Raw genomic sequence first — 20008 nt, forward strand, 5'->3', positions numbered from 1 at the left:
TCCCTTTTTGGGCGGAGCCGGCGCTGCGGCGCCCGCTCCGTTCCGTGCTTCGCGGTCGGCCCGGGGCGGCGCATAAGCACGTCGCCACCGGAGCCCCAGTCGATCCAATCCGGATCCGATGTCGAAAAAATACGCAGGCAAAATAATCCGGTCATAGCGCAAATCGGCAAACCGGCGGTGGAGAACGGGTTATCCCGCCCTCCACCGCCGGTTCGGCGTCACGCGATTCCCGCTTTACGGCCTCACGCGAATGGCACGGCCTCGAAGCCCGCCGCGAGCGCGTCGACGATCCGGTCGAGCTGCTCGCGCTGGATCACGAGCGGCGGCGACAGGATGATCTTCGTGCCGACCGGGCGCACCAGCACGCCATGCTCGCGCGCCACTTCCGCGACGGCGTTCGCGTAGCCCGACAGTGGGTCGATCGGCTCGCGGGTCTGCTTGTTCGCGACGAGGTCGAGCGCGAGCATCAGCCCCTTGCCGCGCACCTCGCCGACCGCCGCGAAGCGTTCGGGGAACGACTGCAGCGCTTCAAGCAGATACGCGCCCTGCTTCGCCGCGTTCGCCGGCAGGTCTTCCTTCACGACGATGTCGAGGCTCGCGATCGCGGCCGCGCAGGCAACCGGGTGGCCGGCGTACGTGTAGCCGTGCATGATCGCGCCGCCAAAGTCCGCGTTCGCGGCGAACGCATCCTCGATCCGCGCGTTCACGGCCGTCGCGCCGAGCGGCACGTAACCGGACGAGATCCCTTTCGCGAGACACATGATGTCCGGGCGCACGCCCCAGCCGCGACTGCCGAACATGCTGCCGCTGCGGCCGAAGCCCGTCACGACTTCGTCGGCGATCAGCAGCACGCCGTAGCGATCGCACACCTCGCGCACGAGCGGCCAGTAGTTGGCCGGCGGCACGATCACGCCGCCCGCGCCCTGCACCGGCTCGGCGATGAACGCGGCGACCGTGTCGGGGCTCTGGAACTGGATCTCGCGCTCCAGCATTTCCGCGCAGATCCGGCCGAGTTCCTCCGGATCCTGCGTGAACGGATTGCGGTACAGCCACGGCGTCTCGACGTGGAAGCAGCCGGGCAGGTTCGGTTCGTAGTTGCGGCGGAACACCGTGTTGCCGTTCACCGATGCGCCGCCGAAGTGCGTGCCGTGATAGCCCTGCTTCAGCGAGATGAACTTCGTGCGATCGGCCTGGCCGCGCACCTTCCAGTACTGGCGTGCGATCTTCAGCGCGGTCTCGATCGAGTCGGAGCCGCCCGAGCTGTACAGCACGCGGCGCATTCCTTCAGGCTCCAGCATGTCGATCAGCTTCTTCGACAGCTCTTCCGCGCGCGGATGCGAGATGCCGTCGAACAGCTGGAAGTATTCGAGTTCATCGAGCTGGCGCACGATCGCATCCTTCACTTCCTGGCGGTTGTGCCCGACGTTCACGTTCCACAGACCCGCGACGCCATCGACCAACTGCTTGCCGGTTTCGTCGAACACGTAGCAGCCGTCGCCGCGCACGATGCGGATCGGCTTGCGCTGTTTCATTTCGTTCGGGTGCAGCATCGGGTGCCAGAACTTCGCTTCGTTGTAGCTCATTGCAGTCTCCACTTTCGGATCGTTTGAACCGCGATCGCTCGCGTTCGAGGATCGGGGTTCGAGGTTTTCGGGGGGGGGGGGCGGAACGGATGCCGCGCGTCAGTGCGCGATGCACACGGATTTGGTTTCGGTGAAGCCTTCGATCGCGTACTGGCCGAACTCGCGGCCGATGCCCGACTGCTTGTAGCCGCCGAACGGCATCGACGGGTCGAGCGGAATGTGACAGTTCACCCACACGGTGCCGGCCTCGATCTGCGGCACGAGATTCATCACGCGCTTCAGATCGTTGCTCCAGATGCTCGCGGCGAGGCCGTACGGCGACGCGTTCGCGAGACGCACGGCGTCGGCCGCATCGTCGAACGGCACGACGACGATCACCGGGCCGAACACCTCGTCGCGCACGATCGCGCTGTCGGGATGCGGATCGGCGATCACGGCAGGCTTCACGTAGTAGCCGGGCAGGTCGTCGGCCGGCGTGCCGCCCGAGAGGAACGTGAGGCCCGCGCGGCGCGCCCCCTCGATGTGCTGGACGACCTTGTCGCGATGGTGCGCGGAGACGAGCGGGTTGATCTGCGCGGTGGTGTCGAGGCCCGCGCCGAGCTTCATCGACTGCGCGACGCCCGCGAGGCCGTCCGCGAGTTGCGCGAACTTGCTGCGATGCACGTAGATGCGCGACGCGGCCGCGCACACCTGCCCCTGGTTGAAGAACGCGCCGGCGGCGACGCCGTCGAGCGCCTGCGCGACGTCGACGTCGTCGAGCATCACGATCGGGTTCTTGCCGCCGAGTTCGAGCGAGAAGCGCGTCATGTTCTGCACGGCCGCCGCGCCAACCTGCTTGCCGGTCGCGGTCGAACCCGTAAACGAGATCTTCGCGATCGACGGGTGGCTCGAAAGTGCGGCGCCGCACGTGCGCCCGCCGGTGACGACGTTGAACACGCCGGGCGGCACGCCGGCGTCGAGGGCGAGTTCGGCGAGGCGCAGCGCGGTGAGCGGCGTTTCCGGCGACGGCTTCAGCACGATCGTGCAGCCGGCCGCGAGTGCCGGGATCAGCTTCCACACGGCGATCATCAGCGGGAAATTCCACGGCACGATCGCGGCGACCACGCCGACCGGCTCCTTGCGCGTATAGGCCGTATAGCGCGCGCCGGGCGGGAACGGGATCGACACGTCGAGCGTCTGGCCGGTGATCTTGGTCGCCCAGCCGGCCATGTAGCGCACGTATTCGACGCTCGCGCCGACCTCGATCGCGCGCGACACGTGGATCGACTTGCCCTGGTTCAGCGTTTCGAGCTGCGCGAGCGTTTCGGCATCGGCTTCGATCAGGTCGGCGAGCTTCAGCAGGATGCGCTCGCGGTCGGCCGGGCGCAGCCCGCTCCACACGCGGGTGTCGAACGCATGCTTCGCGCTGGCGACCGCGCGCTCGACGTCGTGCGCGTCGGCATCCGCGACCGTCGCGAGCCGCTCGCCCGTCGCCGGGTCGTACACGTCGAGTCGCGCGGCCGCGTGCGCGGGCTGCATGGCGCCGTCGATGAAAAGGCCGAAATCGCGTGCGACGAAGGTGCGCACGGTGTCGCTGACCGCGACGAAGTGTGTGGTGCTCATGGGCGTCTCGATGATTGTCGTGGCTGGGCCGCGTGCGCTCCGGCATGCGGGTGTCGAACCACTGTATCGACGAGGGATCGCGCCCCGTGAGCGCAAATTGGCAAGCGCGCGGGGGATCGAAACGCGGGTGAGTCGGGAACGGGGAATGAAGGCGACCGAGCGCCGCGCTATCGTCAGATGAATCGCGCGGGATGCACGCGGGTGCGGATGCGGAAAAACTACAGGAACAACGTGCCGACCAGCTCGGTGCGGTTCGACACGCCGAGCTTGCGGTACATCCGCATCAGATGCGTCTTGACGGTCGGCTGGCCGAGCGCGAGATCGCGCGCGATCTCCTTGTTCGAGCGGCCGTCGCGTACGAGGCGGGCGATTTGCTCCTCGCGGTAAGTCAGCCGCGCCTCGCAATCGATCCGGTGAATCCCGCGCCGTGCGCGCAGCAACGGGCTCAGCGCGGCTTCGGCAACTGGCTGCAGCCGTGCCAGCGCGTCGATCTCGCCCGGCGCGAACCGGCCCGCCGTGCCGTTGCCGACGCCACCGCCCGCTACGCCCTTCCCGAAGCGCAGCAGCGAAAACGCGCCGATCGTCCGGCCCGCGTCGTCGCGCAGCCAGATCTCGACGACGTCGGCAACATCGTGGCGCCGCAGGAAACGGGTCCAGTATGCGGACGCATCGCGTCTTTCCTCAGGCAATTGGGAAGCGAGCGTCACGACCGCGTGAGCGCCTGCCGCGCAGCGCGACGGGTGCAGCGGATCGAGCATCCGGTAGCGCGCGATGTAGGTGCGATGCATCGACTCGGGCATGCCGAACAGCTCGAAATCGGCCGGCTCTCCGCTCAGGTCGAGCCGGTAGAACACGATCGCGGACGGGCTCGCAAACGCGTCGAACGCATCGACGCACGCGCGCAGCGCGCGCTGCCAGTCGGCGGCTTCGTGATCGGCGGGAACGGATGAGGTCGGCATGATGGGAGCGGCCGGCGGCCGCACGCGTCGAAGTTCGGGCCAGCCTACCGGCGCCGAAAATGGGCCAGTGAGCACAAATCGGCAATTCGTCTGCTGGTGCTGGATGGCGGACGCGCCGGCCGTGTTGCGACAACCGAATCGACGTCAGGACATCATGCGCCGCGAGCCCTGCGGTCGACGATGGCCGTCGAGGGTGGCGCGAGACATCGCACGCACCGGCCGTCTCCCGACGACGGAATCCGCGTCGGGAAGGCATGCGCCGTGAGCCGCAGGACCGAGCATGGACGTCGAAGACGGCGCGGAACATCGCGCACGCCGATCGAGCGCGATCGGAACGATCGGCGAGGTTTCCGGAGCGGCCGCGCGGGCGGCCTCGAAACGAAGGCGCGGCACCATGCGCGCCCCGCCCTGTCTGTGAATCTCAGTGCGCGTTCGCGGCGAACGTGTCGCAGGCGCTCACTTCGCCCGATTCCATCCCGCGCCGCAGCCAGTACACACGCTGCTCGCTGGTGCCGTGCGTGAAGCTCTCCGGCACGACGTAGCCCTGGCCTTGCTGCTGCAGCCGATCGTCGCCGATCGCGGCGGCCGCCTTCAGCCCCTGCTCGAAATCACCTGGCTCCATCAGCCGCTGGTTCGCGCGCTGCGCGTTGTTCGCCCACACGCCGGCGAAGCAGTCGGCCTGCAGTTCCATCCGCACCGACAGCGCGTTCGAGCGCGCTTCGCTCGAACGGCGGCGCGCGGCATCGACCTTGTCGGAAATGCCGAGCAGGTTCTGCACATGATGGCCGACTTCGTGTGCGACCACGTAGGCCTGCGCGAAATCGCCACCCGCGCCGAACCGCTTGCGCAGTTCGTCGTAGAAGCCGAGATCGATGTACACGTTGTGGTCGCCCGGACAGTAGAACGGCCCCATCGCGGTCTGGCCGGTGCCGCACGCGGTCGGCGTCGAGTTCGTGAACATCACGAGCTTCGGCGGTTGGTACTGCGCATGCAACTGGGTGTTGAAGACGCCCGTCCACGTGCGCTCGATATTGCCGAGCACCTTGCGCGTGAACACCGCGCCGGGATCGTTCGCCGGTGCGCCCTGGTGCTGCGTAGGCGCGGGCTGGGCCTGCTGCTGCCGGCCCTGCAGCGCCGACGCGCCTTCGAGCACGACGCGCGGGTCGATCCCGAAAAAATACGATGCAGCCAGCGCGACCACGATCGTGCCGATGCCGATCGTCGCGCGCCCGCCGCCGAACCCGCCACCGCCGCGTCGATCCTCGACGTTCACGCTTTCTCTTTCGTCGTCCAGCCTCATTGCCGGCCCCTCCCTGTTCCTGTCGATGGTCCGGCCGCGCAATGCGCGACCGGGCGATCAGCCATCGCGCCCTGCGCCATCGGCAGAGCTGATGTATCCGTATCGGTCGCATGCGCACGCCGATCTTGCCGCCTGCCGCTCCGCTTGCACGACGGAATCGGGCGGCCGTCGCGCCCCGCACTGATGGGCGGGCGCGCCCGCGCCATTTTGCCGGGCTTTTGCGACGCATCGCAAAAATACGGAGGATAGAGCGATTCGGCGCCGGACATCGTCAGCTTTTGCAAAATGACCGCGATCCGGCCGGTCCGCCCGGTGCGCGATACCGCCCTCGCCCGTCCGGCCGGTATGCGTTCATCCTTTCGGCGGATACCGGCGTGCGTCGGCACCACCTAAAGTGACCGGAAACGACACCTTCCGGAGAACGACATGACGCACCCGCAACCCCGTACGATCGCGATCACCGGCGCAGGCACCGGCATCGGCGCCGCGTGCGCGCGCCGCTTCGCCGCCCGCGGCGATCGCGTCGCGCTGATCGGGCGGCGTCGGGCGCCGCTCGACGCGCTCGCCGCCGAGACGGGCGGTCTCGCGCTCGCCGGCGACGCCGCGAGCACGGCCGACTGGGCGCGTTTCCTGCCTGAGATCGCTGCACGGTTCGGCCCCGTCGATGCGCTCGTCGCATGCGCGGGCGGCCACGGTCTCGGCCGCGCGGACGAAACCGACGACGCGCAATGGCGCGACGCGATGCATGCGAACCTCGACACGGCGTTCGTCAGCGCACGCGCGTGCCTGCCCGACCTGATCGCGCGGCGCGGCAGCATCGTGCTGGTCGCGTCGATCGCGGCGCTCGCGGCCGGGCCCGGCGTATGCGGCTATACGGTCGGCAAGCATGCACTGCTCGGGCTCGCGCGTTCGCTCGCACGCGACTACGGGCCGCACGGCGTGCGCGCGAATGCGGTGTGCCCGGGCTGGGTCCGCACGCCGATGGCCGATGCGGAAATGGCGCCGCTGATGTCCGCTCACGGCGACACGCTCGACGGCGCCTATGCGCGCGTCAGTGCCGACGTGCCGCTGCGGCGCGCGGCCGATCCGGACGAGATCGCGGCCGTGTGCGCGTTCCTGGCCTCGCCCGACGCGTCGTTCGTGACCGGCGCGACGCTCGTGGCTGACGGCGGCGCGATGGTCGTCGATGTGCCGACGCTCGCGTTCGACAAGCTGTGATGCCTGAAGACACGAAGCCCACGTGACACCGCGTTGCGGGCGGCCGCACACGGTCGGGCGCGCGTCTTCCGGCACTCGAACGCCCGCCCCCCGCCCCGGCACGCACGGCGCGCGTTCACGCCCCGGAAATCCGCTAACATCGACCGATCCCGCCGCCCCCGCGCGGCACTGCCTCACCGCTCGGAATTCGATGAACATCCGGTTTCTTGAAACCTTCGTCTGGCTCGCGAAGCTGGAGAACTTCCGGCTCACGGCCGAGAAACTGCACACGACGCAGGCGGCCGTGTCGAGCCGCATCGCGTCGCTCGAAGAGGCGTTCGACGTGCGTCTGTTCGACCGCAACACGCGCTCGGCCACGCTCACGCCCGCGGGGCGGCGCATGCTCGCTTACGCGGAGCGAATCGTGCGGCTCGACAGCGAGATGCGGCGCGACATCGACGCGGCGAGCGACGCGGGCCTGATCCGGATCGGCGTGATCGAATCGATCGTTCACAGCTGGTTTCCGGCGCTGATGGCGCAATTGCGCGAACGCTATCCGCGCCTCGACGTCGAAATCACCAGCGATACGACGCTGCACTTGATTCGCCTGTTGAGCACCGACGGCGTCGACCTGATCCTGCAGACCGACCCGGTCCCGGGCCCCGACTTCACGAACCTGCCGCTGTGCGAATTCCCGGTGCGCTGGGCGGCGAGCCCGCGCCTCGGGCTCGGCGGCGAACGGCTCGACATCGCGCGGCTTGCCGCGTATCCGATCATCAGCTTCTCGCGACATTCGGGGCCTCACGCAACGATCGAGCGGCTGTTCGCGGCCGTCGAACGGCCGGCCAGCATCAACTGCATCACGTCGGTCGCCGCGATGATCCGGCTCGTCGCCGACGGCTTCGGCGTGGCCGCGCTGCCGCCCGCGATCATCGGGCGCGAACTGCAGGAAGGCGCGCTCGAACTGCTCGACGTCGAACCCGAATTCCCCGCGCTGCCGCTCGTCGCGTCGTATCGCACGCAGGGCCTGCCCGTCGCCGCGCGCATCGCGGAACTGGCGAGCGAAGTTGCACGCGCGATGCCGGCCGCGTCGAGTCATGCGAAGACGGGCGCATCGGCAAAGGCCGAGGCTGTCGACGAAGCTCCCGTCCGTCCGGCAAGAAAAACCCGGACCGCAACGGCAAAACGCATGCCGGAATCCGCACCGCCCGCCACCCCGGCGAAACGCCGTCCGCGCCGCTCATAAGAAAACCTGTTCACCGCGAATTTGTTTTCTTGTTGGACGGGCACGGCCCGTCTTCGGGACACTGCGGTTCCTGACACACCCCGTCACGAGGAACCCGCCATGACCCGCCTTTCCCTTCCACACGGCCAGCTCTGCGTCTGGACGGACATCGACCCCGCGCACGAAGCCGATTTCAACGCGTGGTACGACCGCGAGCACATGCAGGAGCGTGTCGCGATTCCCGGCTTCACGCATGCGCGACGGTTTCGCGCGACGGACGGCGGCTCGCGCAAGTACCTCGCGCTCTACGTGACGGACACGCTCGACGTGTTCCGCAGCGACGCGTATCGGCGCGCATTCACGCAGCAGACCGCCTGGTCGCTCGCGAACTTCGAACGGATGACGGGCACGCAGCGGCGAGTCGGCGACCTGACGATCGAGGCCGGCGACGGCGAAGGCATGCATCTCGCGCTGTTCGTGCTGCAGTCTGAGCACATCGACGTGCCGCACCTGCGCGAGCGCTTCGACGCGGTGCTGAGCGAACCCGGCATCCATGCGGCACGGCTGTTCCGCACCGTGCCGGACCTGTCCGCGCCGATCGGTGCCGATGCGGCCGCGCGTCCGGCCGCCGACGCGCTCGTGCTGATCGAGGGCAGCGATGCGGCGGCCACCCGCCGCGTCGCCACCGCCATCTCTACCGCCATCGCCGGTCACGACGAAGTGCGCACCTTCGACCTGCTTTGGCGCGCCGCCGCGCCGCCGCCGGCGGCCGGTCGCGATGCCGAAACGAAAGCGGCCGCCGCCGCCCTGCCGGCCTGAATCCCGACTTCGCCACCGGCCGCGTCATCCGTCATCGGCACGCGCGTCATCCCGTCATCCTTCACGACATCCCCGACACCATGAGCACTCTCGCCCAGCCCGCCGCCCACGCACCCCGCCGCGTCCGCAACAGCCGACTCGCGACCGCGAGCATGATCGGCACGTCGCTCGAGTGGTACGACTTCACGATCTACAACACGCTCGCCGCGCTCGTCTTCAATCATCTGTTCTTTCCGTCGGTCGATCCGCTGGCCGGCACGATCCTCGCGTTCTCGACCTATGCGGTCGGCTACGTATCGCGCCCGCTCGGCGGCTTCGTGTTCGGCAATCTCGGCGACCGCATCGGCCGCCGTGCGGTGCTGATGCTCACGCTCGTGCTGATGGGCGTCACGACCGCGCTGATGGGCGCGCTGCCGACCTATGCGCAGGCCGGCATCCTGAGCCCGATCCTGCTCGTCGCGCTGCGCTTCGTGCAGGGCGTCGCGCTCGGCGGCGAATGGGCCGGCGCGGTGCTGCTGTCGGTCGAGCACGGCGACCAGAAGCGGCGCGGGCTGTCCGCATCGTGGACGCAGATCGGCCCGTCGTTCGGCACGCTGCTCGGTACCGGCTGCATCGCGCTCGTGACACTGTCGACCACGTCGGGCGACTTCCTGTCGTGGGGCTGGCGCGTGCCGTTCGCGGCCAGCGCGCTGCTCGTCGTGTTCGGTTTCTGGCTGCGGCGCGGCGTCGACGAAACGCCGCAGTTCGAGCAGCTCGCCGAATCGCACGCGACCGCCGAGGTGCCCGTCGCCGACGTGCTGAAGTATCACTGGAAGCGCCTGCTGATCGCGGGCGGGTCGCGGATCGGTTCGGACGTGCTGTACGCGCTGATCGTCGTGTTCACGCTGACCTACGTGACGACCGTGCTGCACCTGTCGCGCCCCGTCGCACTGACGGCCGTGATGATCGGCACGGCGTGCAACGCGCTCGCGGTGCCGTTCTTCGGCGCGCTGTCGGACCGCTTCGGACGCCGCCCCGTGTACCTCGCCGGCGCGATCGCCGGGATCGTGTGGGCGTTCGTGTTCTTCACGATGCTCGATTCGGCGCGGCCGGGTGCGATCGTCGCGGCGGTTGCGATCGGCCTCGTGATCCATGCGGCGATGTACGGTCCGCAAGGCGCGTTCGTCACCGAACAGTTCCCGACGCGCGTGCGTTACGCGGGCTCGTCGCTGGCCTACACGCTCGCTGGCATCGTCGGCGGCGGTTTCGCGCCGCTCGTGATCGCGACGCTGTTCCGCGAGACAGGAACGACGACGGCCGTGTCGCTGTACGTCACCGCGTCGCTCGTCGTCACGTCGATCGCGCTGCTGGCCGCGCGCGAGACCGCGCACCGGCCGCTCGCGGATTGAGCGTCCCTGCCGATCGTTTCATTCATTCGCACTTCAAACGGATACCCGCATGCAAGCCCTGTCGTTCAACGTGATGTCCCCGCAAGGTGCGTCCGCTCATGTCGACGTCGAGATCGAACGTGTCGTGATTGCCGGCTGGGCCGGCCGCGATCCGGACGCGATCCGCGCGCACATCGACGAACTCGCGGCGCTCGGCGTCGCGCCGCCGTCGACCACGCCGTGCTTCTATCGCGTGTCGTCCGCGCTGCTCACGCAGGCGGCATCGATCGGCGTGCTCGGCGCGCGCTCGGGCGGCGAGATCGAGTGCGTGCTGATCGACAGCCCGGTCGGCACGCTGGTGACGGTCGGTTCCGACCATACGGATCGGGAAGTCGAGGCCTACGGCGTCGCGGTGTCGAAGCAGGTATGCGCGAAACCGCTCGGCCGCGATGCGTGGCGCCATGCGGACGTTGCCGATCACTGGGACGCGATCGAGATGCGTTCATGGTTGATCGGACCCGGCGGAGAACGCGTCGCGTATCAACATGGCGCCGTCAGCGGGCTGCTCGCGCCCGATGCGCTGTGGCAGCGCTTCGATGACCGGCGCACGATGCCCGCGCGCTGCGCGATGTTCGGCGGCACGGTCGCCGTGCACGGCGCGATCGCGGCGATGGGCGACGGTGACACATTCGAGATGGAACTGCACGATCCGGTGCTCGGGCGCAGCCTCCGGCACCGGTATGCGGTCGAGGTATTGCCGGTCGTCGCGTGACGGCAGGTGGCAGGCGCGCATGCGATCACGGACATGAACCGCATGCGGGCCCGCCATTCGCGTGCGCCGCTCGCCGTCATCGCAAGCAGCCCAGCCCGGCCAGCGCCGCCTCCACCGCGGTATCGAGCGGCGTCATCGGCTCGCGGCCCAGCACCGCCGTCACCCGCGCGTTGTCCATCCGGAGCGGCTCGCGCCACAGATAGCGCATCTCGAGCATCTCGCGCATCGTCGTGACGAACGGTGCCGCGGCCCACACAAGCCACCACGGAAATCGCCGCACCGTCGGCCGCATCCCGTGCCGCTGCGCGACGCGGCGCACGGCCTGCGCCATCTGCGTGCCGTCCGCGTCCCAGTGCCCGCCGAGATGGAAGCGCGCGAACGGCTCCAGCGTGTCGCGTCGCTCGAGCAGCTCGACCATCGTGCGCGCGACGTCCGGCACGTACGCCCATTGATGGCCGACGCCCGGCCGGCCCGGCACGCTGATGGCCGCGACGGGCCGCCCGGCCTTGACGAGCCCCTGCCCGAACCAGTTGTTGCCCGCATGCCCCCCGAAGAAATCGCCGGCCCGCACGATGATCGTCCGGACGCCCTGCGCGGTCGCCGCCTGCAAGCGCCGCTCCATCTCGACGCGGATCGCGCCCTTGCGCGTCACCGGATGCTGCGGCGCCTCTTCGCGCAACACGGGAAACGCGTCGGGGCCGTAGTTGTAGATCGTCCCCGGCAGCACGACGGTCGCCTGCGCCGCCGTCGCCGCCGCGATCGTGTTGTCGAGCATCGGCAGCACCTGCGTCGACCAGTTCCGGTAACCGGGCGGGTTCACCGCATGCACGATCACGCTGCAGCCGCGCGCCGCGCGGACCACCGCCTCGCGATCGAGCGCGTCGCCGCGCATCCAGGCGATCCCGTCGCGCTCCACCGTCTCGGCGTCGAGCGCGCGCTTGAGCGCGCGCACCTGCCAGCCGGCATCGCGCAACTGACGCGCGACCTCGCCGCCGATGCCTCCGCTCGCGCCGAGCACGAGTGCCTGTCGTTGCGTTCCGCCTGCGTTTGCCGTCATGGTCGTTCTCCGTGAATGAACCGTTGTCTGCACGCATTCTGGCGCGAGGCCGCCTAGCAAGGAATTGCCGAACATGATGGATTAGCTATACATTTATGTATGGCCATCGATCTGAACTGGGAACGCTACCGCACCTTCCTCGCCGTGTTGACGGAGGGTTCGCTGTCGGGCGCGGCGCGCGCGCTCGGCATCACGCAGCCAACGGCCGGCCGTCATGTCGCGGCGCTCGAGGCCACGTTCGGCCAGACGCTCTTTACGCGCTCGCCGTCGGGGCTGCTGCCGACCGAGGCAGCGCTCGCGCTGCGCGGTCACGCCGAGGCGCTACGCAGCGCGGCAGCCGCGTTCGAGCGCGCGGCCGCGAGCCACGGCGCGGGCGTGCGCGGCACCGTGCGGATCTCGGCCAGCGACGTGATCGCGGTCGAAGTCCTGCCGCCCATGCTTGCGCAGTTGCGGCGCGATCATCCGGGGCTCGTCATCGAACTGGTGCCGACCGACCGCATCCAGGACGTACTAAACCGCGAGGCCGACATCGCAGTGCGGATGGCGCCGCCCGCGCAGGACGCGCTCGTCGCACGGCGCATTGGCGAGATCGACGTCGCGCTGTATGCCCGCGACGACTACCTGGCGCGCAACGGGACGCCATCGTCGACGGACGAACTCGCGCATCACGCGCTGATCGGCTTCGATACGGTGACGCCATTCATCCGCTCGGCAGGACGCGGGATGCCGCTGTGGAAGCGCGATGCGTTCGCGCTGCGCACCGACAGCAATCTCGCGCAGCTCGCGATGATTCGCGCCGGCTACGGGATCGGCTTCTGCCAGAACCGGCTCGCACAGCGCGATGCGCGGCTCGTGCGCGTGCTGCCGGACGGGCCCGCGATGAAACTGGAAACGTGGGTGGTCATGCACGAGGATCTGCGGGCGAGTCCGCGTTGCCGGGCCGTGTTCGATGCACTGGCGACCGGGCTGCGCACGTATGCGGAAGGGGCGGCCGACTAGGCCGTTCCAACCCGCTGCGCCCGCCGATCGACGCGATGCGCTATTCGTGGATCTTGCCGGCGAACAGGATGTCGGCCATGCGCCGCCACGGATTGTCGGGCAGGTCGTAGCAGCGCGGCCCGTCCTCGGACGCCTCGGCCCAGTCGACCATCGCCTCCAGGTACTCGCCGATCGAGCGGTTTTCCCAGCCGAGCGCGGCGGCCGCGAATGGCGACGGCGGCACGTCTGCGTCGAGCTGGCGCTCCTTGTGCCAGTCATGGCCGAGCACGCGCAGGAATTGGATCAGCGAGCGCTCGTCGACCACCCGCTCCAGCGCGTGCTGCAGCCGCGCCGCCATCTTGCTTTTCAGTTCGTCGTTCATGCGTATCGTCCCCCGCTACGCAACGTTCAGAAAGCTTCCACCTCGCACCAACCGGGGTACGTTTCCTCGACGATGAAGAAATCGTCGAAGTAGACCAGCCCGAGCCGCTCGAGCGACCTCATGCACGCATCGGCCGCGTCGCCGCCGAAGAACGGGCCGAGCGACACCAGCCGGTCCGACTCGTCGAAATACTCGGCGAAATTGAATTCGCGCATGACCGCGGACAGGTCGACCGCTTTTTCGACCAGCGCCGCGCGCCGAACGACGATCCCGAAATCTCTCGATATTTTCATTGGTACCGCCCCCGTCGAATACGTGCGTCTGCGCCGACGCGCATGCCTGCGTCACATCAGCAACTGGCGCGACAGCACCTCGCGTGCCTGCGTGACCGTCTCGCGTTCGCCCGGCATCGGCGGCGTCAGCGAGAACACGGCGTCGGGCAGCGCCGGCAGCCGGTATTTCGCGCCGAGCCGCACGAGACCCTCGCCGATCGCCGATGCGCACAGGCAGCCGACGCCGAGCCCCGCCGTCAGCATCGACTGCAGCCCCGCGACGCCCGACGCGCTGTGCACGAGCACATACGGCGCGTGCTGCTCGTCGAGCGAGCGCACGGCGATCTGATGCATCATGCAGTCGTCCGGCAGCAGCACGAGCGGCAACGGCTCGGGCAACTGCTCGGCGAGCGCGGGCGATGCAACCCACGACAGCGGCTCGCGCCGCAGCACCCAGCGCGTATCGGCCGACGCGGGCCGGAACGGCCCGCTCGACAGGTTCATCACGACGCCGAGATCGATCTGTCCGCGCGCATGCGCGGCTTCGATCTCCGCGCTCTTCATCGCGCTCACGTGCAGGCTCAGTTGCGGGTAGCACTCACGCAACCGCGCGAGCAGGCCCGCGACTTCGTGCGTCCGGTAGTAATCGGTGATCGCGACGCGCAACTCGCCCTTGATCGCCTGGCCGCGCACTTCGTCGAACGCGGCCTCGTTCAGCGCGACGATGCGGCGCGCATGCTGCAGCAAACGTGCGCCGGCCGGTGTCGGCTCCACGCCGCGCTTGCTGCGCACGAACAGCGGCACGCCGGCGCGCGATTCGAGCTTGCGCACCTGCTCGCTCACCGTCGACTGTGACAGATGCAGCACCGGCGCGGCCGCCGTAAGGCTGCCCGCATCCGCCACCGCCGCAAAAGTGCGCAACTGATCCAGGTCGAAACCGCGCATCGCCCTCTCCATCCATCGAATAACCCGATGGATGCTACCACCAATTCCCGCTTTTCCGATTCATCGGCAATCCGCAGAATATGGGTTCAACGGCTCGCACGAGCCCGGTTCAACGGGCTTCGACATGCGTTGCAGCCCTCATTCTTCCGGACTTCCGTTCATGACCGACAACACCCTCGCCCCTTGCGCGCCGGCCGGCACGGCCGCCAAGGCACCGCCGCGCAGCCATCACGGCTGGGCGCTCGTGGTCCTGCTGGTCGGCGCCATTCTGCCGCCGCTCGACTACTTCATCGTGAATCTCGCACTGCCGGCCATCCGCGACGGCATCGGCGCGCGACCGTCCGAGCTGCAGCTCGTCGTGTCGGCCTACGCGTGCGCGAACGCGGTCGTGCAGATCACCGGCGGGCGTCTGGGCGATCTGTACGGCCGCAAGCGGATGTTCATGATCGGGATGGCCGGCTTCGTCGTCGCATCGACGCTGTGCGGGCTCGCCGGCAGCGGCGCGGTGCTGGTCGGCGGCCGCGTGCTCCAGGGCCTGTTCGCCGCGGTCCTCGCACCGCAAGTGCTCGCGACGATCCGCAGCGTGTTCAGCCCGCAGGAACAGGTGCGCGTGATGGGTTTCTACGGTTTCGTGTTCGGTCTCGCGGCCGTGATCGGCCAACTGGGCGGCGGCGCATTGATCAGCCTCCATCCGTTCGGGCTCGGCTGGCGCGCGATCTTCCTCGTCAACGTGCCGATCGGCGTTTTCGCGCTACTTGGTAGCTGGCGCTTCATCCCGGAAAGCCGGCCGCCACGCGGCCAGCGTATCGACGTGCCCGGCACGGTGCTGCTGTCGCTGTTCCTGCTGATGCTCGTCTACCCGCTCACGCACGGACGCGAGGCGGGCTGGCCGCTGTGGATGGTCGCGTGCATCGCCGGGGCGCTGCCGATGCTCGGCGCACTGCTGGCGGTCGAAGCGCGCCGGATCGCGGGCGGCCGCGATCCGCTGCTCGACGTGCGCCTGCTGCGCAATCCGGTCGTCGTGCTCGGGCTCACGCTCGCGTTCCTGTTCTACATGCTGAGCGCGTTCTTCCTGAGCTACGGGATCTATCTGCAGGGCTGCCTGGACTGGTCGCCGCTCGCGTCGGGGCTGGCGATCCTGCCGCTCGGCATCGGCTTCCTCGCGAGCCCGCTGTTGATGCCTCGCCTCGTCGACCGGTTCGGCGGCCATCGCGTGCTCATGCTCGGCTTCGCGATGCTCGCGGCCGGCGTCGCGACCGCCGCCGCACTGGCCGGCGAACACGCGCCCGGCCCGGGCTTTTACGCGGGCGTCGCGGCGATCGGCATCGGGCAAGGCCTCGTGCTGCCGTCGGTCGTGCGGATCGTGCTCGCGGAAGTCGACGCGGCGCGCGCCGGGGTTGCATCGGGCATGGTCAGCACGATGCTGCAGATCGGCGCGGCCGTCGGGGCGGCGACACTTGGCGGGCTGTTCTTCGCGCGGCTCGGCGCGCAGCCGGGTGCGCTCGACTACGTGCAGGGGTTCAGGACGGCGATGTGGGCGCTGGCGGTCGTGTTGCTCGTTTGCGTCGCGTTGTCTGCCGCGCTGGGACCGATGCATCGACGCATGCGCGCCGGCGCGTGACGACACGGGTCGGACCACACATCGCCCGCGGCGAATCGGGGCATGCGCGACCGCTTGCGGGTATCAAGCCCGTTTGTGATGCTTGAGTTGCGCGTGCCGCGCTTCCCATTCGGCCAGCTCGACGCGATAGCGCGCCAGCGCTTCGTCGTACAGGTCGAAAACGCACGGCGAGCAGCCGCTGTTGCAGCAGTCTTCCAGTTCGGGTTGTTCGGGCGGGGTCGGACGCGGATCGTCGGCGAGCGTATCCGCGGAGGCAGGCTTGGTCACGGCTTCAGTCACATGATGTCGAACGCCCAGTATACGGTGATGGACCGCGGCATGCAGGCCGCCGGCCGTATGCAGCCGTGCAACCTGCTGATCGACATCGCGGCGATCGCGCACATTCCGCGTGCGCGATTTCGCATGCCCTGACGTCGAAATCGAGTGCGATCGCCCGTCAGCCGCTACGCCACGCGACCACTCACGGGAATCGATGCGCCGGTGATCGCCTGCGCGTCAGTCGACAGCAGGAACCCGATCGTCGCGGCGATCTGTTCGGGCCGGACCCAGCGCGTGAAATCCGCATCGGGCATGTCCGCACGGTTCGGCGGCGTGTCGATGATGCTGGGCAACAGCGCATTCACGGTCACGCCGCGATCGAGCAGTTCCGCCGCCAGCGCCTCGGTGAGTCGCGCGACGCCCGCCTTCGCGGCCGCATACGCGCCCATTCCCGCGCCTGCCTTGAACGCCGCACCCGCGCCGATGTTGACGATGCGGCCCGCCGGGCTCGCCACCAGGTACGGCAGCGCGGCCTTCGACGCATTCAGTGCCGTCTTCACGTTCAGTTCGTACATGCGGTCCCACGTGGCCGCGTCGCCATCGGCGATCGTCTGCCACACGAACGCGCCTGCAATGTTCAGCAGCGCGTCGACCCGGCCGAATTCGCGATTCACGGTGTCAAGCGCGCGTGCAGCTGCCTGCGGATCGACGAGATCGATGCCGCCGAGGCGCAGCGCATCGGCCGGCACGCCGGGCAACGCCTGCGCGTCCGGCGCGCTGCCACGGCCGATCAGCGCGACGCGAGCGCCGCGCTGGCCGAGCCAGGCGGCTGTTGCGACGCCGAGGTGGCCGAATCCGCCGGTGATCGCGACTGCCTTGCCTTTCAGGTCGTGTTCCATCGATATGCTCTCCAGGGTCGAAGGGGGTTGGATGATACGCGGTTCGGTGCGATGCCGGCCGCGACACGGGCATGCCCGGCCGGTGTTTCGGCAGCGTAGCGCCGTTCACGCTTCCGTGTGTGCTGCGACGGATGCGTCATCATCGACGAGGTCGATCTGTTGATCCGCCGCGGCCGTGCAGGTGCGCACCACACACAGCGGCAGGCCGCCGGGCATAATGCGCGATCACGGCGCGCCGCGCGGTGCATCGTGATCGCGCCGGGTCGTCGAACGACCCGCGCCGTTTCCGTATCGAACCCCGAACCTCAATCCGTCTATCCCATGCAAGTACTCGTCGTTGGCACCGGCAAGCTGGCAACCGAACTGCTCGGCTCGCACCGGCTCGCACCGGCAACCTGTCGCGTGATGGCCTGGTCGGACCCCGCCCGTGGCAACGTCCGTTCGATCGTCGTTCACGCCGGATCCGGCCGCGAGCTGCCTGCCGCGATCGAATTCTGCCGCGCCACGGGGTCGCCGCTCGTCGAGCTGTCCACCGGCTCCGACCTCGAAACCGCATCGCACGACTTCCCCGTCGTGCTCTGTCCGAATACGAACATCCTGATGCTCAAGTTCATGAGCATGCTGGAAACCAGCGGCCATCTCTTTCGCGACTGCCACATCAGCGTGACGGAGTCGCACCAGGCCAGCAAGACGTCCGTGCCCGGCACCGCAGTCGGCGTCGCTCAGTCGCTCGGCGTTCCGGCGCAGGACATCCACTCCGTGCGGGACCCCGCCGAGCAGCGCGACGCCTTGCAGATTCCCGACGATCAGCTCGGCCGCCATGCGTTCCACCGGATCCGCATCGAGGACGGCGCATGCAGCCTGCAATTCGAATCCCGCGTGTACGGCGCGTCGCCTTACGCGGATGGCGTGTCGCGAATCGTCGAGGCCGTCCGGCAGCACGAACTCGAACCTCGCCGGTACTCGATCGTCGAGTTCATTCATAACGGCTGGCTTTAGTAGCGACGGGCGCGACCGGCGCGACGGTGCGCGGGTCGCACCGACTGCGCCCCTGCCGGCCCATTCGACGGCCCTCGTCGCACGATCGCGCGCGCGGCCCTTACCCGTCACCCAGCACGGCTCCGCTCTCCGGCAACGTCGCGCCGCCGTCGACGACGATCGTCTGCCCGGTGATGTACCCCGCATCGGCCGACGCGAGAAACAGCATCGCGTTCGCGATGTCCTCCGGCTCGCCCATGCGCGCAAGCGGAATGTCGCGCGCGATCTGCGCGGCGACCGACGCATCGCCGAGATTGCCGGCTGCCGGCGTGCGGATCATCCCCGGCTCGACGCCGTTGACCGTCACGTTGCGGCGCGCGAGTTCAAGCGCCGCAGCGCGAATGAAGCCGTTTACGCCTGCCTTCGACGCCGCGTAGTGCGCGAGCCCCGGATAGACGACGCGCGGCCCGGTCACCGACGACGTGACGAGCAGCCGCCCCGCCCCCGCACGCTCGAATGCCGGCAGCGCGGCCTGTGCGAGCCAGAACAGCGCCGACAGGTTGACCGACAGCGTGCGCTCGAGCAGCGGCGCATCGATCTGCTCGAACGGAGTGAGCGGGAAGTACGCGGCGTTATGAACGACGACGTCGAGCCGGCCACCGTCGCGCTCGACCGCCGCGACGAGCGCGACGAGTTCGTCTCGGCTCGCGGCGTCGACGCGATACGCACGCGCAGCGCCGCCCGCGCTGGCAAGCGCGTCCGCCTGCACGGCAGCGGCATCGCCGTTGAGATCGGCCAGCGCGACGAATGCATCGGATTGCGCGAAGCGGCGCGCGATTGCCGCGCCGATCCCCTGCGCCGCGCCCGTGACGAGCACCACGCGGCCACTGAAATCCGCACGCAGGCGGCCGCTGCCCGGCACGGCGTTCATCGCTGCGCCTCGCCGGCGATCGGATGCACGGTTTCGTTCAGCACCTGCGCATGCGCGCCGATCGGGAAATTCGACAGCATGCCGAAATCGGCGCCCTGGTATCCAAAGATCTTGCCGTCCGTCTTGCGTTGTGCGAGGTCGATCAGCACGACGCCGAGCGTCGGCACCACCTTCTCGCGCCATACGAACAGATACAGCTGCTCGGCGAGCCTGAAGTAATGGCAGCGGTCCACGTCGGCCAAGCCGCCTTCGACGCCCTGCAGACACTGCCATGCGTAGAAGTTCTCGTTCAGGTAGATGTGCTCGTAGCATTCGGTCGGGCTGTAGCGATACATCGTCCGCTTGCCGATCAGTTCGCGCGTGGGCCCGTGCAGCGGGCCCGGCTGCGCATGGCCGCCGAGCGTGCCGTGCCGGAACGTCGCATCGACACCCGTCAGCGGCAGCCCGCGCGCGACACGCGTGAACGCGTCGACATGCGTTTCGGCTTCGGTCGGCAGCGTGCCGATCACCGACGTCCACACGCCGCCGCCGACGTCGATCACGAGACTGACCGACGTCGCGCGTGCTGCCGGGTCGATGTAGTCGACGAAGTACAGGTCGTCGCGCAGCCGCGTGACACGGCAAGGCGCCCGGCCGCCCGTGCCGGTTGCCGCGTCGAGCCATTGCAGCGCGCCCGCTTCGAACATGTAGACGCGCCATGCGCCCGATGCGTCGCCGAGGGCCAGCGACCGCCCGGCGAGCTCGTCCACGGGCGCGAGGATGTTCGCGTCCGGCGCGAAGCCGTCCGCGAGCGCGCCCACCTGAATGAATACCGTGTCCTGTCGTTCCACCTGCCGTCTCCCGCGCAGCTTCAGGCCCGGCGG

21 protein-coding genes are annotated in these 20008 nt (G+C 68.9%); 9 read left to right on the forward strand and 12 right to left on the reverse strand.

The genetic code is table 11. The features are described 5' to 3' along the window. Positions 1–242: 242 nt before the first annotated feature. The 4 genes from BTE28158_RS03005 to ypfJ form a co-directional block, all read right to left on the reverse strand. Entirely contained in the window at positions 243–1583 is a 1341-nt protein-coding gene (locus BTE28158_RS03005) for an aspartate aminotransferase family protein (RefSeq protein ID WP_059599170.1), read from the reverse strand. 99 nt (positions 1584–1682) lie between these two features. Next, a complete protein-coding gene (locus BTE28158_RS03010) occupies positions 1683–3185 on the reverse strand; it encodes an aldehyde dehydrogenase family protein (RefSeq protein ID WP_151052097.1) in 1503 nt (500 codons plus the stop codon). Positions 3186–3403: 218 nt separating this feature from the next. Further along, positions 3404–4144 carry a helix-turn-helix transcriptional regulator gene (locus BTE28158_RS03015; protein ID WP_151052099.1) on the reverse strand — a complete coding sequence of 247 codons (741 nt, stop codon included), beginning with the start codon at positions 4142–4144 and terminating at the stop codon, positions 3404–3406. 421 nt (positions 4145–4565) lie between these two features. Continuing rightward, positions 4566–5444, reverse strand: coding sequence for a KPN_02809 family neutral zinc metallopeptidase (gene ypfJ / locus BTE28158_RS03020; RefSeq protein ID WP_059599167.1), 879 nt, complete (start codon positions 5442–5444; stop codon positions 4566–4568). A 426-nt stretch (positions 5445–5870) separates the two neighbouring features. On the opposite strand from ypfJ, the gene BTE28158_RS03025 reads away from it, so the two are divergent. The 5 genes from BTE28158_RS03025 to BTE28158_RS03045 all read left to right on the forward strand — a co-directional run bounded on the left by BTE28158_RS03025 (position 5871) and on the right by BTE28158_RS03045 (position 10824). Beyond that, entirely contained in the window at positions 5871–6662 is a 792-nt protein-coding gene (locus tag BTE28158_RS03025; protein WP_174906390.1) for an SDR family NAD(P)-dependent oxidoreductase, read from the forward strand. A gap of 190 nt (positions 6663–6852) precedes the next feature. Beyond that, a complete protein-coding gene (locus BTE28158_RS03030) occupies positions 6853–7887 on the forward strand; it encodes a LysR family transcriptional regulator (RefSeq protein WP_151052228.1) in 1035 nt (344 codons plus the stop codon). 99 nt (positions 7888–7986) lie between these two features. After that, positions 7987–8685 (forward strand): DUF4286 family protein, encoded by a 699-nt coding sequence (locus BTE28158_RS03035; protein ID WP_151052230.1) that lies wholly within the window; start codon positions 7987–7989, stop codon positions 8683–8685. A gap of 68 nt (positions 8686–8753) precedes the next feature. Beyond that, the gene (locus tag BTE28158_RS03040; protein ID WP_059599233.1) at positions 8754–10073 is read left to right on the forward strand and encodes an MFS transporter; all 1320 of its coding nucleotides are present in this window, start codon (positions 8754–8756) and stop codon (positions 10071–10073) included. Between the two features lie 49 nt (positions 10074–10122). Next, positions 10123–10824 carry a DUF2848 domain-containing protein gene (locus tag BTE28158_RS03045; protein ID WP_151052232.1) on the forward strand — a complete coding sequence of 234 codons (702 nt, stop codon included), beginning with the start codon at positions 10123–10125 and terminating at the stop codon, positions 10822–10824. 76 nt (positions 10825–10900) lie between these two features. On the opposite strand, the gene BTE28158_RS03050 is transcribed toward BTE28158_RS03045, so the two are convergent. Further along, on the reverse strand, positions 10901–11881 hold the full coding sequence (locus tag BTE28158_RS03050) for an NAD-dependent epimerase/dehydratase family protein (RefSeq protein ID WP_151052234.1): 981 nt from the start codon (positions 11879–11881) through the stop codon (positions 10901–10903). Between the two features lie 99 nt (positions 11882–11980). On the opposite strand from BTE28158_RS03050, the gene BTE28158_RS03055 reads away from it, so the two are divergent. Then, the gene (locus BTE28158_RS03055) at positions 11981–12880 is read left to right on the forward strand and encodes a LysR family transcriptional regulator (protein ID WP_174919664.1); all 900 of its coding nucleotides are present in this window, start codon (positions 11981–11983) and stop codon (positions 12878–12880) included. Between the two features lie 40 nt (positions 12881–12920). Here the strand turns inward: BTE28158_RS03055 and BTE28158_RS03060 are convergent, their stop codons facing one another. Genes BTE28158_RS03060 through BTE28158_RS03070 form a run of 3 tightly spaced genes read right to left on the reverse strand, consistent with a single transcriptional unit; the run spans position 12921 to position 14458 of the window. Continuing rightward, positions 12921–13241: a DUF7660 family protein gene (locus BTE28158_RS03060; protein ID WP_151049051.1), complete on the reverse strand. Its 321-nt coding sequence runs from the start codon at positions 13239–13241 to the stop codon at positions 12921–12923. Positions 13242–13267: 26 nt separating this feature from the next. Next, positions 13268–13534: a hypothetical protein gene (locus BTE28158_RS03065; RefSeq protein WP_151049052.1), complete on the reverse strand. Its 267-nt coding sequence runs from the start codon at positions 13532–13534 to the stop codon at positions 13268–13270. Positions 13535–13585: 51 nt separating this feature from the next. Next, the gene (locus BTE28158_RS03070; protein WP_151049053.1) at positions 13586–14458 is read right to left on the reverse strand and encodes a LysR family transcriptional regulator; all 873 of its coding nucleotides are present in this window, start codon (positions 14456–14458) and stop codon (positions 13586–13588) included. Between the two features lie 160 nt (positions 14459–14618). On the opposite strand from BTE28158_RS03070, the gene BTE28158_RS03075 reads away from it, so the two are divergent. After that, positions 14619–16079 (forward strand): MFS transporter, encoded by a 1461-nt coding sequence (locus BTE28158_RS03075; protein WP_151049055.1) that lies wholly within the window; start codon positions 14619–14621, stop codon positions 16077–16079. A gap of 63 nt (positions 16080–16142) precedes the next feature. Here BTE28158_RS03075 and BTE28158_RS03080 read toward each other — a convergent pair whose 3' ends face one another. Further along, complete coding sequence (locus BTE28158_RS03080; protein ID WP_059600306.1) at positions 16143–16346, reverse strand: oxidoreductase-like domain-containing protein; 204 nt, start codon at positions 16344–16346, stop codon at positions 16143–16145. A 12-nt stretch (positions 16347–16358) separates the two neighbouring features. Between BTE28158_RS03080 and BTE28158_RS32770 the strand changes: the two genes are divergently transcribed. After that, on the forward strand, positions 16359–16490 hold the full coding sequence (locus BTE28158_RS32770) for a hypothetical protein (protein ID WP_260437182.1): 132 nt from the start codon (positions 16359–16361) through the stop codon (positions 16488–16490). 32 nt (positions 16491–16522) lie between these two features. Here BTE28158_RS32770 and BTE28158_RS03085 read toward each other — a convergent pair whose 3' ends face one another. Beyond that, positions 16523–17236, reverse strand: coding sequence for an SDR family NAD(P)-dependent oxidoreductase (locus tag BTE28158_RS03085; RefSeq protein WP_059686051.1), 714 nt, complete (start codon positions 17234–17236; stop codon positions 16523–16525). Between the two features lie 321 nt (positions 17237–17557). Between BTE28158_RS03085 and BTE28158_RS03090 the strand changes: the two genes are divergently transcribed. Further along, positions 17558–18235, forward strand: a complete 678-nt coding sequence (locus tag BTE28158_RS03090) for a dihydrodipicolinate reductase C-terminal domain-containing protein (protein WP_151049057.1) — start codon at positions 17558–17560, stop codon at positions 18233–18235. 100 nt (positions 18236–18335) lie between these two features. On the opposite strand, the gene BTE28158_RS03095 is transcribed toward BTE28158_RS03090, so the two are convergent. Continuing rightward, entirely contained in the window at positions 18336–19145 is an 810-nt protein-coding gene (locus BTE28158_RS03095; RefSeq protein WP_124905676.1) for an SDR family oxidoreductase, read from the reverse strand. After that, positions 19142–19975 carry a molybdenum cofactor biosynthesis F family protein gene (locus BTE28158_RS03100; protein WP_151049091.1) on the reverse strand — a complete coding sequence of 278 codons (834 nt, stop codon included), beginning with the start codon at positions 19973–19975 and terminating at the stop codon, positions 19142–19144. The genes BTE28158_RS03095 and BTE28158_RS03100 overlap by 4 nt, the downstream gene beginning before the upstream one ends. Positions 19976–20008 lie beyond the last annotated feature (33 nt).

The sequence above is a fragment of the Burkholderia diffusa genome (assembly GCF_902499115.1).
Lineage (GTDB): Bacteria > Pseudomonadota > Gammaproteobacteria > Burkholderiales > Burkholderiaceae > Burkholderia > Burkholderia diffusa.